Source organism: Phaeodactylibacter sp., from assembly GCF_022763345.1.
Lineage (GTDB): Bacteria > Bacteroidota > Bacteroidia > Chitinophagales > Saprospiraceae > Phaeodactylibacter.
In genome coordinates this window covers 88,788-102,572 of sequence record NZ_JALEGS010000037.1, presented here as the reverse complement: position 1 = coordinate 102,572, position 13,785 = coordinate 88,788, and the positions used below count along the sequence as shown (strand labels likewise).

Below are 13,785 nucleotides of genomic sequence, written 5' to 3'. Positions count from 1 at the left end.
GCCCTGCTCACGTAGAGTTAGTTTTTGATGACTTTGAATAGCCTGGGCAAATCCACATGCTCAAATCGTAAATAGTAGGTACCAGCTGGCAGGTCATACAAAGATACAATGCCACGGGTGATTTCGCCATAGTTTACCAGTCGTGCATGCCTTATGGTCTGTCCTGAAGTATTGATAATCCGGACAGGCAGGAAATTGGTGTTTTCCAGACCGCGAATCTCAACTTGCACAAATCCATCGGTTGGGTTAGGATAAAGTTTCACCTCTTTTCCGAAGAAGGTTTGGCTAAGGGAAGAGGTCATCTCGACCGTTACGAGTAGGCTTTGCTCGCAGCCTGCACCATCGCGTACCCTAATCGTATAGTTACCGGGGGCAAGCCCTTCAAACAAGTTGCTGTCCTGAAAAGCGCCATTGCCAATTTGGTAAGTCAGTTCACCCTGCCCTCCGTTTACATTGACGAGGACACTGCCGTTTGGCTGTCCCTCAGTGGCGTTGGTGACCTCTGCCGACAGCTCCAGGGCGCAGGTAGCTAAAGTCACAATTGTATCTGCCAGGCAGCCGTTGACATCCCGGCCCACACATTCGTAGGTGCCGCCGATAAGATTGGAGAATACCGGGCTGCTTTGGAAGGAATCTCCGCCATTGATGCTGTATTCGAAATCTTCCAGGCCGTTGGAAAGGTTGAGGATGATGCTGCCGTCCTCTGCACCAGGTGCTGATTCGTTAAGGATGGAGGCATCTATGGAGAGCAGGCAGTTGAATGTTGCGCAGAAGGTTCGTTGGGTCTGCGTACCAAAGTTAATATTATCGCCGAGTTGGGCAAGGATATTTCCTTCCCCATCAACGATTTCAAAATCACCGGCAGGTGGGCCAATCAAGCCATCGCCCCAGCTATCATAAAGGATAAACAGGTAACAGGCATCCGGCAGGCAGAATTTGGCTTCTTCCAGCGCGATTTGTTCCTGGTAAGGCCCTCCTTCGGCGATAACGTTACCCATGAGGTCGCGGATTTCCCAAGACGTTTCCTCGGGATAAGAATCTGTCAGCAGGCGTACCGTAACTTCCTGCCCATCGAGCACGGCTTCAAACTGTATTTCCCGGCTGTCGTTGGTCTGATTTTCGTCATTGACCTCATTGGGAAAGCCCACGCTTACGGCAAATTCGTTGATGCCGTTGTTAAGCGGTGAAAGCTCAATAACGATGGTTTCTGTGGCTCCGGGAGCCAGACTGCCTTCCCATTCGATATCATCACCGATCATTCCATTTAGCCCGGTGGTGATAAAGGCGGAAAAGAGGGTGTCCACGCCAGCATTCTGAATGACGATTTCAACCAGGGCTGAGGTGTCGCAGATATTTTGCTCCAGGCCCAGCACCTCGGCAATAGCGACATCATTACGGGGTAGCTGTTCTACCTGCACCCGGAGGGTATCGTTAAAATTGGCGGTATCCAGCGGGTGGCTGGTAAAGAGCAGGAAATCGTAAGTGTCGATCAGGGTCATATCAACAGTCTCCGCAAACGTGTGCAGGTATATGCTATCTGAGGCGAGCGTATCCATAATGGTATCTGTGAAAACCATGCCGTTCTCAAACTGGAAGCCTACGGTGTAGCCAGACATGGGCTTGTAGCCGAAATTCCGTACCGCTACCTGCACCGGTTCTGCATCAGTAAGGTAGCCGGAGGACTGCGGTGAGGTGAGGGCCTGAATGCCTACATCGTTGGAGTCCCGGCGGAGCTTTGCAGACATGATTTTAGTACTCCAAAGCCCATCCGGACCCATATATTCTCCGGTGAACCAGAAATCGGTACCAGTCAGGGGATCTATGGCCATAGCCGCATAGTCCCCCCAGCGGGCGCCATTTTGTGAGCTGAGCCCTTCGGCGAATTCGTATTCTTCTACTGTCATGATGCCAAGCGGGTCTCCGTTGAGGCGGCCGGTGTAGCGAAGGGATAGCTCACGGGTGGGCCCACCGACGGAGTAGGCCATGAGGATATTGCCGTTGAAATCCATGGAAATTCCACCGGCAAACCGGCTCAGCCCGTCATCTTTACTGTAGGTGCCCTCCTGATAAATGGACCAATCGCTGTTGCCGCTTTTCCGGAGCTCCATCCAGCGCAAACCCGCACGGTCCATGCCGTCCACATCCACTGCGAAGTGGAGCAGGATGGATTCGTGGGAACCGAAGTTGAGATAAGGCACCCGATGGAGGATGATGTCCTTGAGGCCGTCCACCAGCTGCCCGTTAGGTTGCTCTATGCAGTCGAAGAAACTTCCATTGGGGCAAATTTCTGCATCAAAAGGAGCCCCAACCATATCTGAGGGGCCAGACACAAAGTTGCCGGCATCATCGGCCCAGTCGAGGTGGACTTCCCACAATTCTACTTTGTCTTGCCCGCCATCCCAGGCATCATCGTACATTCTTACTACGTAGCCGGGTGCATCGGTAGGAGGAGGATTGTTGCCGTCCCAGTCTACCGGGGTAGCAACCTGGAAACCTCCGCCGGGGAATTTTGGGATGCCCAGGCGCTGCACACCGGGTTCGGCTCCCTGAAGCATAGCTTCGCGCTCCAGAGCATAGATCGGCACATTATCATCAGATGGCTCGTTAGTGGTGACCAGGTAGGCATTATGCCAAATGGAATACTTGGGGTAATCCGGGAAACTTGGCGTTTGAAAGCGGTAGGCGTACCATTCGCCTGCCGGGTCATCCGTCACTGAGACAGCCACGAGGAGGGCATTGCCCCCAAAGTCCTGAAATTCCGAGATCATCCAGCGTTCTGCGGCATGGTCCCAAAGCACGATGGGGTCCCCCAGGCCGGAAACACCAAACTCGGCCCAAAGGGCAGAGAGAGAAGGTAGGTTAAGGGTCAGATTGCCTTCAAGGTCATAGACGCGCAAAGTAGCTCCTCCGCTGGAGTTAGCCATTTGTATGTATTGCTTGCCATTGAGGTCGCCACAGGGGTCTGGAGGGGTAATTCCACCGGAGGCTGGCCGGTCGATGCCTTCGAATACGATAGAGGGCTCCACCATCAGGTTTTGGCTGCGTAGTTGCTGGGCTTGGAATCTGGGGTCAGGGCCCTTAGGTAGTGCTGTAGCTGCGGCGTTGCGCGGAATATGCTGGCGCTGGGTGAAGTTTGGGATTTCCTTTGGGATCACCTTGCGAAGTTTAGCCTTTCCGGTGCGGTCCCGGCTGAAGTCAGCAAGTTCTGTAAGGGCAGGGCTTTTGCCCAGGAATTCAGCGACGCTCCGCTCAGCTGGGTACGTATTTTGTTGAGCTGTTAGCATGGCAGGGAGGCTGAGCAGCAGCAAAAGTAGAGTTGTAATCCAGTTTTTCATTATTCTTTCAATGGTTTTGAGTGGGCAAGCGCAATAGTAAATGGTTCGCTTTTCCCTGTTTTAGAACCTGAATATAGTAGATTGAAGGGGGCTCCGGGTAATTTGCTGTCAAAATTGTATTTACCTTTGCCAAAAATCTGAGCCAATGTCTAATCTAGCTGATGCTGTACTGGAGACGCATATGAATTTACCGGGCCAAACGGCTTTTTATCGCGGGAAGGTGCGCGATGTCTACACGGTAGGTGAAAAGCTGGTAATGGTTGCTTCTGACCGTATTTCTGCATTCGATTATGTGCTGCCCCGCCCCATTCCCTACAAAGGACAGGTGCTAAATCAGGTGGCCACCCATTTTTTGCAAGCCACAGCCGATATTGTGCCCAACTGGCTGGAAGCAGTGCCCGACCCCAACGTGGCAGTAGGTGCAGCCTGTGAACCTTTTAAAGTGGAGATGGTAATCCGTGGCTACCTCGCTGGCCATGCCTGGCGGGAGTACAAGTCTGGCAAGCGTGAATTGTGCGGGGTCCCTATGCCGGAAGGCTTAAAGGAAAGCGACCGGTTCCCGGAGCCCATTATTACCCCGGCGACCAAAGCTGAGGAGGGGCATGATGAGGATATCAGCCGGGAAGAGATCATCGCGCAGGGCATTGTGAGCGAAGCCGACTACATCCAACTAGAGCAGTACACCCGGGCACTCTTTCAGCGAGGCACAGAGATGGCTGCAAAGCAAGGGCTGCTATTGGTGGATACGAAGTACGAATTTGGCAAGCGGGACGGTAAAATCTACCTCATTGACGAAATCCATACACCGGACAGCTCCCGCTACTACTACGCAGAGGGTTACGATGAGCGGCAGCAGCTGGGCGAGCGGCAGAAACAGCTCAGCAAGGAATTCGTGCGTGAGTGGCTTATGGCGCACGGCTTTCAGGGCAAAGAGGGCCAAATTATGCCTATTATGCCCGATGCATTCATAGAGGAAGTCTCAGCGCGCTACATTGAGCTCTATGAGCGCATCACCGGCCTAACCTTTGAACGCACCGATACCACAGCCATTGAAGACCGCATCGAGCGCAATGTCCTGGCTTACCTGAAAAAAGCTTAGGCACTTACCCCTTCAACGTACCCCTTCAGGTATTGGAAGTGAGGGCCTAGTTTGCCACCGGCTGCAACGGTAGCCCGCTCTATCACTTTGCTGTCCGGCTTCAACAGTTCGGGCAAAATATAGTCCATAAACTGTTGCCCAAAAGCCTTGGAGGCATCCCGGGGCAGCTCATTGGGCAGGTTGTCGATTGTCATCATGTCCACGGCATCAGGCTGATAAGGAGGCGTTTCGGTTCCGGTAAACGGATCAAAACCGAAGACGGGCTCCGGTATGGTACTGGGCCGCAGGGTAGAGGGGATGGAGGAAACCGGTGCAATATCACAAGTTACATCCGCAATGACCTGAATGTTGAAGTCTGGCGCCTGCATGTCTTCTTTAGTGAAAAAGGCGGGGGCTTCATTGTCCCAGTAGATTCCGTTGATCATCACATCGGCTGCGGCAGCATAGGGCCCGAATATGCTTTTATAAGCAGCTGGGTTTTCGTAAAAATCCTGCTTCCGAAAAGGCTTTCCGTCTTTGCGGGCAGCATAATCGGCGCAGGCCAGCACGGTGAATACGGCTTCGTCGTAGCTTAGGGTTAGAAAGTCGTCAGGCTCCACTTCGCGCAGCCCCATATCGCGCAATACGAGGGCCGCACCTTTGCCTACCCGCCCGGTACCGGTCAGTACGACCTTCATGGCGGGCCACTGCACCCGTTTATAGATTTGGCGGGCTTCGGCATAATCGAGGCAGTCTTTCATACGGACCAGATCGAAAAGCCCGGTGCGCTTCCCATACGTCAAAATGCCATTATGAGCGCCTACCATGCCGGCAAATTTACCAAAGGCAATCAGGCGCTTGCCCCGGTTATCTGTCAGGACCTCGTAGTCGATCAGGCGGATGTTTTTTTCAAGGACTGCTAGCAGGAGCTTCCGGTTGTAAGATTGCTCTTTGATGGTATGAGAGAAAAAGAAATAAGTTTTGTTGGGGATCAGCTGATCAACGGGCACTTCCTTGACGCCCATTAGTACCTGACAGGACTGCATATCCTCTGTCAGCTTAATATTTTGGTGCTGGTAAGCCTCATCAGGGTAGCAGCGCCCCGGGGAAGGCTGAACGACGATGTCCACGCCTTCATAACTGCCCATAATGGAGGCACATTGTTCAGGAATGAGCGGAACGCGGGAGTCTGGCGGGATTTTACCCTCACGGATAATGCCAATTTTCATGAGCTATAATTTTGGTGACTGAAGGAGCGTTACTCCTCGTTTTATTTGGTTGCGGGTAAAAATATGGAAATCGGCGAGAACTGAAAGCAGGCAGGGCGATTATTCTGTTTCCTGCTCTTCTACAAAAAAATAAACGACCAGGTAGGTAGTAGGGGTATCTTGCTGATTTACAGGTGTGTGCCGGATACGCCCGTCAAAAAATAGCGCGTCGCCGGTATGCAGATCAAGAGCGGTATCCTCCAGATGGAATTTCATGCTTCCATTAATCATGTAAACAAACTCATAGGCTGAGGTGGCCACCTGCGGGCGTTGATTGCCCGGATCCAGGGTGACAAGGGATATCTGAAAATCATTGCCGCTTACCGTATGCTCAAAGATGGACTGATAGTTGAAACCAATAGCGCTTTCCTCTTTGACGTAAGGTACGAAGTGCTCCTTTCTGACCAGAACGTAGCCATCCGCAGTTTGCTTTCCGTTAATCTCGGCGAAAAAGTCATGCGGCTCCACCTGCAGTACGCTAATCAGTTGGAAAAGGGTGGGGATGGTGGGAATGATGCGGCCATTCTCAATCTTTGAAAGCATGGCAGAGCTGATATTGGCAGCTTTGGAGAGGTCGATCAGGCGAAGCCCCTGTTCTTTGCGGTAAGCTCGTATTTTGGGGCCAATGCGGTGGATAACGTATCCAGAACCTAGTTTCATTTGGGTTAAGTTTAAAGATTAGGCAGCAAGAGCAGCGCGAATATAGGGAAAACCTTGTATTCCATTCTCCCCAGTAGATAGGCGATGAGCAAGACTTAGCATATAGATAACAGTAAAAGTGAAGCGGTTTTCAAATGGTGAAATAATTTTGCTGTCATGAATCGATCCGACAGCACAGGCCGGTTATGGGCTTTTAATGCAGAAAAGGAAGGCCTGCAGGCAGAGGAACGGAGGTTGCCTGCCCCTGGCACAGGTGAGATCCTGATTGCCAATGAGTACGTTACGCTTTGCCGCAGTGATTTGAAAACCTATGCCGGAGCGCGTAAGGAAAAGAACCCTACTATCCTTGGGCATGAAGTGTCAGGCCGAATCGTTGATATGGGGCCGGGTGCGCCCGAAAAGGATGAGCGTGGTGCTCCGCTGAGGCTGGGCGACCGGCTTACCTGGGCGGTCTTCGCCAGTGCTCCGGGGTCGGCTATGGATGAGCGCGGCATGCCGCAAAAAGCAGCAGATTTGTTCAAATACGGGCATGAGCAACTGACACCGCAAAGCGCCTGGCACGGAGGCTTGGCCACGCATACTTTGCTGCGCAGGCATACGCCAATAGTGAAGGTAGCGGATGCGGTGCCTGTAAAGGTCGCCGCGTTGATCAACTGCGCGGTGGCGACAATGGCCGGGGGGATGCGTCTGGCCGGGGCGGTTTCCGGGAAGCGGGTGTTGATTTCAGGTGGCGGGACCTTAGGCATGTTTGCTTGTGCCATGGCCCGGGAAGCGGGTGCTGCTGAAGTATGCTTAGCTGACCCAAAATCTGCCCGGTTAGAATGGGGGCGGCGTTTTGGCGCCAGTCAGGGGCTTGAGCCGGAGCAGGTGGCAGGACTTGAGGTTGATGTGGTTCTGGAAACGAGCGGAGTGCCCTCGGCTATGGAGTCTGGATTGAAAGCGCTGCAGACCGGAGGGGTGGCCATTTGGGTCGGAGCGGTCTTTCCCCAGCCGGCGGTAAAGGTAGATGCCGAGCAGGTAATCCGGCGTTTGCTGACTATACGCGGATTGCACAATTACAACCGGGAGGACCTGGTCCGGGCGGTAACTTTTGTAGAAGACCATCACCATCAATACCCAATGGCGGCGTTGGTGGAAGAAGAATATGACTTATCTGCCGTACCCGCTGCATTTGACTGCGGGATAAAGCAGAGCCCTTTTCGGGTAGGGGTGAAAATATAATCCTGAGTTCAGGCTACAGTATCATTCATCACTGGCGCTGGCGCTCTACCGCCTGTAGCCTCAATATGATACTTATGCCCAGACTTTTCAGCTTCCGATCGTGGCTAATGCGTACGAATGGAATTGCCTTTGCGATTTACTGCATCCTGGCGGCATTTATTACCTATTGCTGCATGTATGCTTTTCGCAAACCTTTCACTGCCGGGATGTACGAGGGGCTTTCTCTTTGGGGCGTGGATTACAAGATCGTTCTGATTATTACGCAGGTGATGGGTTACATGCTCTCCAAGTTTATCGGCATTAAGGTCGTTTCGGAAATGACGCCGGGCAGGCGGGGCGGCAGCATTCTGTTGCTGATTGGGATTTCCTGGTTGGGGCTGCTCGCCTTTGGCTTACTGCCTTATCCTTATAACTTTATCGCCCTATTCCTGAACGGGCTGCCGTTGGGCATGATTTGGGGGATTGTTTTCTCCTTTCTGGAAGGCCGGCGGTATACGGAATTGCTGGGCGCGGGGCTTTGCACGAGCTTTATTGTTTCCTCCGGTTTTGTAAAGGCGGTGGGGAAGTGGCTGATGGACCATCATGGGGTCACAGAATTTTGGATGCCCTTCTTTACCGGGCTGCTATTTGTGCCCGGTTTGCTGTTGGGGGTATGGCTGCTGGTTCAAATACCGCCACCCACTGCTGAGGACAAAGCCAACCGGACTGAGCGGGTTCCGATGGACCGGGCGCAGCGGCGGCGATTCTTTGCTACTTTCGCCCCCGGCATTATCCTGATGGTAGGCATCTACATTGCATTGACCATTTTTCGGGATGTGCGCGACAATTTTGCTGTAGAACTTTGGGCAGCATTAGGGTACGGAGATTCACCGGAGATTTTGGTAACTGCGGAGTTGCCCATTGCGGTAACGGTTCTCGTGATTGTCGGGGCTATGATGTTCATCCGGAACAACCGCCGGGCGTTCTACGCCAATCAGCTGATCATTTTCACAGGCGGCTTGCTGGTTTTGGTTACCACCTGGCTGTTTCAGCAAGGGCGGCTTGATCCGGCCGTTTGGATGATTGTGATTGGCTTTGGGATGTACCTGGCCTACATTTCCTACCACACTATGCTGTTTGAGCGCTGGATTGCCCTGTTTCGGTACAAGAGCAATATCGGTTATCTGATGTATGTGGCGGATGCTTTTGGGTATTTGGGCAGTGTGGCCATCCTTTTTTTCAAGAACTTTGGGGCAGGCGAGGTAAGTTGGCTGCGGTTCTTTACAGCCTGTGCTTACGGTATGGGCATTGCCACCCTGCTCCTCAGTGTGCTGGCTTTGGTGTACTTTAGGCGAAAGGAACAAAGCTTATCCACTCAGCCTTCTGGCCGGGAACCTGCTTTATCATAAAACAAAACACAACCATGAAAAACCAACTGATCTTTTTCGTTCTGGCAATTTTTGCAGCAAGTTGCAGTTCGCAGGCACCAAAAGAAGCGCCCGCTGCTGAGCCGGTTACCCTTATTGCCTTTGGTTCCTGCGGCTATCAGGATCAGGCACAGCCCGTGCTGCGGCTGGCGGCAGCGCAACAGCCTGATGCCTTTGTCTTTCTGGGCGACAATATTTACGGGGACACACATAATATGGACACCCTCCGAAACAAATACGAACGCTGGATGGCTAAGCCGGAGTATCAGGCGCTGAAAGACAGCACCACCATTTTGGCCACCTGGGATGACCACGACTATGGCTGGAATGACAGTGGGCGGCACTACCCGGAAAAGGAGTTGTCCAAGGCCATCTTTCTGGATGTATTTGAAGTGCCGGAAAGTGACGAGCGTTACACCCGCCCCGGGATTTATACGGATCACATGCTAAAAGCTGGCGACAAAACCGTTCAAGTCATCCTACTTGACACCCGGACCTTCCGGGATGATGTACGCCCCTACGAAGGGCAGGAAGTGGATACAGTAGCTTTTCACTACGAGCTTGGGTACTGGCCTTACGAAACGGAAGATTCTACCCTGCTGGGCGAGGCGCAGTGGGCATGGCTGGGCAAGGTACTGGAAAAGCCGGCGGATTTGCGGATCATTGCCAGCAGTACGCAGTTTGGGATAACTTACAATGGCTATGAAGCCTGGGCCAACTTCCCGCACGAACAGGAGCGCATGCTGGAACTAATCAAAGCCAAAAAAGCCAATGGCGTCGTCTTTATTTCCGGGGATGTCCACTACGCGGAGGTCTCCAAAGTCACTCATCCGGGCTTATATCCCATCTACGATGTCACCTCAAGCGGTATTACCTCCACCTGGGGCTTTGCCACCCCTAACGACAATCGTATTCAGGGCCCGGTAATGGAAAACCACTTTGGCTTGCTGGAGATGGATTGGGAAAAAGAGGAGCTGCGCATGAAAGTTATCGATGTGGCGGGACAGGAGCGCTTTGCGGAGACGGTTAGCTATGATGAATTGAAGAGCTGGTAATTGCTTTGGAATATTGATGGTGGGCATCCTGGAAGCTTGATCGTCCCCCGAAGCTGCTCAGAAGTTCGGTTTTTTCAATAAAAGAAGTGTAGTCATAGATGTAATCTTCATAAGAGCTGTAGGACCAATGCTCCGGGTGTTTTACGAATCCGTGATGTACAGGATTGAAGTGAATGTAAAGGCAAACCCTTCTTAGGTAAGCTTCGTTGTCGATGAGTTTTCGTTTTGTGTTTTGCTGAAGTAGGCTACCCCTGCGCTTATACTTTTTGTTATAGGCTTTGGCATAACCGATCATCAATTTTGACAATTGCCGGTGCACTATGAATCCTGCTTGGTTTTCCATTGATAGGTTCTTAATGGTAGAACTAATGCTCTGTGTGCCATCTTGATCTTTGTTGTACTGCATTATTGTCCCCTCGTCTTTGAGGCGGATTAACAGGTGAAAGTGATTTGGCATAAGGCACCAGGCAAGAATTTTAAGCACCGGATGGGTTCGTTCCACTAATTTAGCCATGAAGTAGCGATAATTGTCTGGTTCGCGGAAAAGGTTTTCGCTACCATTGGCACGGTTATAAATATGGTAGGCTTCGCCAGGGAATAGAGGGTCTTTATGCATGGTTTTGGGGTTGGGTTCTACCTATATGTCGTGGAAAGTGGAAAATTCCATAAATCAAGGTGGTATTTTTTTTGCTCCCCCCAGACCGTGGAGGTTTTTTAAACCTCCACGGTCTGGGGGGAGCAAATAATGAACCAAATCCCCCCTTCAGAGGTCATTAATAAAAAACTTTGAAGCTATGAAGATGAAAACAATGTTAACCCTGGCGCTCTTTAGCCTCTTTTTCAGTAGTTGTGTCGTCATCCGCCCCGGTGAAGTGGGAGTGAAACAACGCCTCGGCAAAATTAGCAACGAAGCACTATCAGAAGGCCCCAGGGGCTATAACCCATTCACCACCAGTATTATAACCCTGCCTACACGAACTGTCAACCTGGAGATCAAAAGTAATTTGCCATCCAAGGAAGGACTGACCATTACTTCTGTGATGTCCATTTTGTATCGTATCCGCCCTTCCAGTGCCCCTACTTTGCTACGGGATGTTGGTCGTGCCTATGAGAGCGAGATAATCCTACCGGTTTTCCGTTCGGCAGCGGCGGATGTCAGCTCCCGTTTTCTGGCCAAGGATATGCACTCGGGCGAACGCGCAGTGATTGAGGCGCAAATACGCGACCGAATGGCCGAGATCCTGGAGCCAAAAGGGCTGATCGTCGACAATGTGCTGATGAAAAGCATTGTCCTGCCAGCCGGGCTTTCCCGTTCTATTGAAGAAGTACTGCAGGCAGAGCAGGATGCACAGCGTATGGAGTTCATCAAGCAGCGGGAGCAGCTCGACGCGGAGCGGCGGATCATTCAGGCACAGGGCGAGCGGGATGCCGCGGTCATTCAGGCGGATGCAGAACGGCAGCGGGTAGAAATACAAGCAGCGGGTGATGCAGCCGCTATCCGGCTTCAGGCAGAGGCACAGGCAGAAGCCAACGCCAATCTGCAACAATCCCTCACCGATGAGGTGCTCCGCAACCGGGCTATTCAGGCCTTTTTGGATATGGCGCGTTCTCAGAACACGAAAATTATCATCACCAATGGCGAGTCTCCCTTCCTGGGTTTGCCTGCCGAGGAACTGAATGTCGGGAATTAGAAAGATTAGCAGACCGTCGCGCTAAAATTCCGGGCGCAACGGTCGCTTTTTGTTATAAAGGCTATCCTTTCTCTTGAATCAACCCTTCATCAACGCTATTCGAATTCATTACGGCTTTGCTGACACTTCCAGCAACTGCAATATACGGTTGTGAATGGCTGTGTTGTCAAGTGTTCCGGTAAATTGGTTTGCTCCGGGGCCGTAGGCAAAGCAGGGAATGGCAACGCCGGTGTGGTCGTTGGTGCTGAAATGCCCTAAGACCCAGCCGTCTTCCAGGTTGCCGTCCAGCAAAGACAGCCCGCCAGTCTCGTGGTCTGCCAGCACGATCAGCAGGGTTTCCGGATGGGCGTCGATAAAGCGTAGGGCCCGGGCTGCCGCTGCGTCGAGAGACAGGGCTTCATCAACTGTCATTTTCATATCATTGCTGTGGCCCCCACCGTCTACGCGCCCGGATTCGGCGACCAGAAAGAAGGGTTTGCCTGGCTGATGCAGAAAGGCCAAAGCATCTTCCAGCAAGTTGGCAAAAGCTTGTCTCGAGGCTTTGCTGCTGTCAGCTTTGAAGGTGTCTGCTGGAAAGATAACCACCTGGCTGGAGTCGCTATCCACCCGGATGCGGTCAGTCAGGAGTTGGCGGCCCGTTGCCTGTAGTGTGTCAAATGATTCTCCGAAGAGCTCAAGAAGGGCATCCCCTTCACCGGCCAGCAAATGTAATGGAGCCCGGCGCATACTGCTTACGATTTCCCGGATTTGATCGCGCTCCGGCACCTGCGCATAGAATGCCGCCGGCGTGGCATCCCCGACATTTACGGAAGTGATGACGCCGGTGCGGTACCCTGCCTCTTGTAATCGTTTGGGCAGTTGGGTGAGGGGAGTATGGTCAGGTGCAACACCAATTTTGCGGTTGTCGGTTTTTTGCCCGGTGGCGTAGGCGCTCGCACCGGCGGCGGAATCGGTGCAGTAAGCGTCCGCACTCCGCGTGTGTACCCGTCCGGTATGTTTTAGGTTGAAAAGCGTGAGTTGCCCGGCATTGGCCGTGTAGGCGGCGTAAAGCTGGCTCAGACCGGTGCCATCCCCGATGAGGAGGATGATGTTTTTTGGGGATGCTGGAAAGGAAGAATTTTGGGGCGTGTAGGCTGATTGGGGCAAAGGGTTGTGGTAGAAGCTTTTGGCGTACGCCTCTACGAAATGCCGTGCCCGGTCTACTTCGTCCGTACCAATGATGTCCACACTGTTTTTGATGAGGAGCTGCCAGGAGGAGGGCGTGTCCGGAGTGCCCCAAAAGCGAAAGGGCTTGCCTTGCTGATGAGCACGCGCAACGATTTCTTCCAGGATCTGCTGTCGGTCGGGCGTGAGCTGCCCCTTGCCATTCCAGGAGGCAACCGCATTGAAGGAAGCGCTCACCATGGCCACTTTTTCCATTTGCTGAGCGGTCAGCCGGTCACCCGGTCGTCCGTCAATGAGAATATAGTCAGGTAGCCCCGGCCAGTCTTTAGGTTCCGGGCGGTCACCGGACAGGACCAGGTCGACACCGCTTGGGCTTTGGAAAATGTCAGGATACCGTTCTGCGGTTTGGACCAGGTAATGCAGGATGGTATCCCGGGCATTTTTGATGTCAATCAGCAGGTGGAGTTGATGGCTGCTGTCCTGGTAGATGCGTCCCCGCTGCCGTTGGAGGACCGACCGGATGGATTCAAAGTATAGGCTGTCCAACTGATAGCCCAGGTGCAGGTCACTGGGATCATGAGCAACGTACACTTGCCCTTCGTGCCAGTACAAGTCCGCTTCAATAGAGCCATAGCCTGCCGCCCAGGCATTCCAGAAAGGCAATTCCCGGGCATAGTCATTATGAGCATGCAGGCGTTGCGGGTGGGGTAGGGGATAGGGTTGTGCTATGGATGTTGAAACAGATAGTAACAGCAGAAAAAAAAGCAGGTGACGTTTCATAGGGGCTTGTTTTTTCATATTATTAAGGTGAGGTAATTCAGCAGGGGCGAAGACTTGAGAATCATGGTCAAGAAAAAGAAAAAGCTGCACCTCCTGATCTTTGGTGCAGCAGTATTATATCAATCGC

Annotated in this window: 10 protein-coding genes; 5 read left to right on the top strand and 5 right to left on the bottom strand. The window is 52.5% G+C overall.

Annotation, left to right across the window (positions count from 1 at the left end; all coding sequences use genetic code 11):
* Positions 1 to 17: 17 nt before the first annotated feature.
* Positions 18 to 3,335 carry a T9SS type A sorting domain-containing protein gene (locus tag MRY86_RS10305; protein ID WP_293571415.1) on the bottom strand — a complete coding sequence of 1,106 codons (3,318 nt, stop codon included), beginning with the start codon at positions 3,333 to 3,335 and terminating at the stop codon, positions 18 to 20.
* Positions 3,336 to 3,480: 145 nt separating this feature from the next.
* On the opposite strand from MRY86_RS10305, the gene MRY86_RS10300 reads away from it, so the two are divergent.
* The gene (locus MRY86_RS10300; protein ID WP_293566691.1) at positions 3,481 to 4,434 is read left to right on the top strand and encodes a phosphoribosylaminoimidazolesuccinocarboxamide synthase; all 954 of its coding nucleotides are present in this window, start codon (positions 3,481 to 3,483) and stop codon (positions 4,432 to 4,434) included.
* On the opposite strand, the gene MRY86_RS10295 is transcribed toward MRY86_RS10300, so the two are convergent.
* A complete protein-coding gene (locus tag MRY86_RS10295) occupies positions 4,431 to 5,642 on the bottom strand; it encodes an NAD(P)-dependent oxidoreductase (protein WP_293566690.1) in 1,212 nt (403 codons plus the stop codon). The genes MRY86_RS10300 and MRY86_RS10295 overlap by 4 nt on opposite strands.
* Positions 5,643 to 5,741: 99 nt before the next feature.
* Positions 5,742 to 6,341, bottom strand: a complete 600-nt coding sequence (locus MRY86_RS10290) for an XRE family transcriptional regulator (protein WP_293566689.1) — start codon at positions 6,339 to 6,341, stop codon at positions 5,742 to 5,744.
* A 156-nt stretch (positions 6,342 to 6,497) separates the two neighbouring features.
* Between MRY86_RS10290 and MRY86_RS10285 the strand changes: the two genes are divergently transcribed.
* The 3 genes from MRY86_RS10285 to MRY86_RS10275 all read left to right on the top strand — a co-directional run bounded on the left by MRY86_RS10285 (position 6,498) and on the right by MRY86_RS10275 (position 10,023).
* Positions 6,498 to 7,562, top strand: a complete 1,065-nt coding sequence (locus MRY86_RS10285; RefSeq protein ID WP_293566688.1) for a zinc-binding dehydrogenase — start codon at positions 6,498 to 6,500, stop codon at positions 7,560 to 7,562.
* 74 nt (positions 7,563 to 7,636) lie between these two features.
* Complete coding sequence (locus tag MRY86_RS10280; RefSeq protein WP_293566687.1) at positions 7,637 to 8,950, top strand: DUF5690 family protein; 1,314 nt, start codon at positions 7,637 to 7,639, stop codon at positions 8,948 to 8,950.
* Positions 8,951 to 8,964: 14 nt separating this feature from the next.
* Entirely contained in the window at positions 8,965 to 10,023 is a 1,059-nt protein-coding gene (locus tag MRY86_RS10275) for an alkaline phosphatase D family protein (RefSeq protein WP_293566686.1), read from the top strand.
* Here the strand turns inward: MRY86_RS10275 and MRY86_RS10270 are convergent.
* Positions 9,995 to 10,639 carry a hypothetical protein gene (locus MRY86_RS10270; protein ID WP_293566685.1) on the bottom strand — a complete coding sequence of 215 codons (645 nt, stop codon included), beginning with the start codon at positions 10,637 to 10,639 and terminating at the stop codon, positions 9,995 to 9,997. The two genes, MRY86_RS10275 and MRY86_RS10270, sit on opposite strands and share 29 nt — an antisense overlap.
* Positions 10,640 to 10,817: 178 nt before the next feature.
* Between MRY86_RS10270 and MRY86_RS10265 the strand changes: the two genes are divergently transcribed.
* Positions 10,818 to 11,714 carry a prohibitin family protein gene (locus MRY86_RS10265; RefSeq protein WP_293567627.1) on the top strand — a complete coding sequence of 299 codons (897 nt, stop codon included), beginning with the start codon at positions 10,818 to 10,820 and terminating at the stop codon, positions 11,712 to 11,714.
* 108 nt (positions 11,715 to 11,822) lie between these two features.
* Here the strand turns inward: MRY86_RS10265 and MRY86_RS10260 are convergent, their stop codons facing one another.
* Positions 11,823 to 13,658 (bottom strand): alkaline phosphatase, encoded by a 1,836-nt coding sequence (locus MRY86_RS10260; RefSeq protein WP_293567625.1) that lies wholly within the window; start codon positions 13,656 to 13,658, stop codon positions 11,823 to 11,825.
* Positions 13,659 to 13,785: the final 127 nt, after the last annotated feature.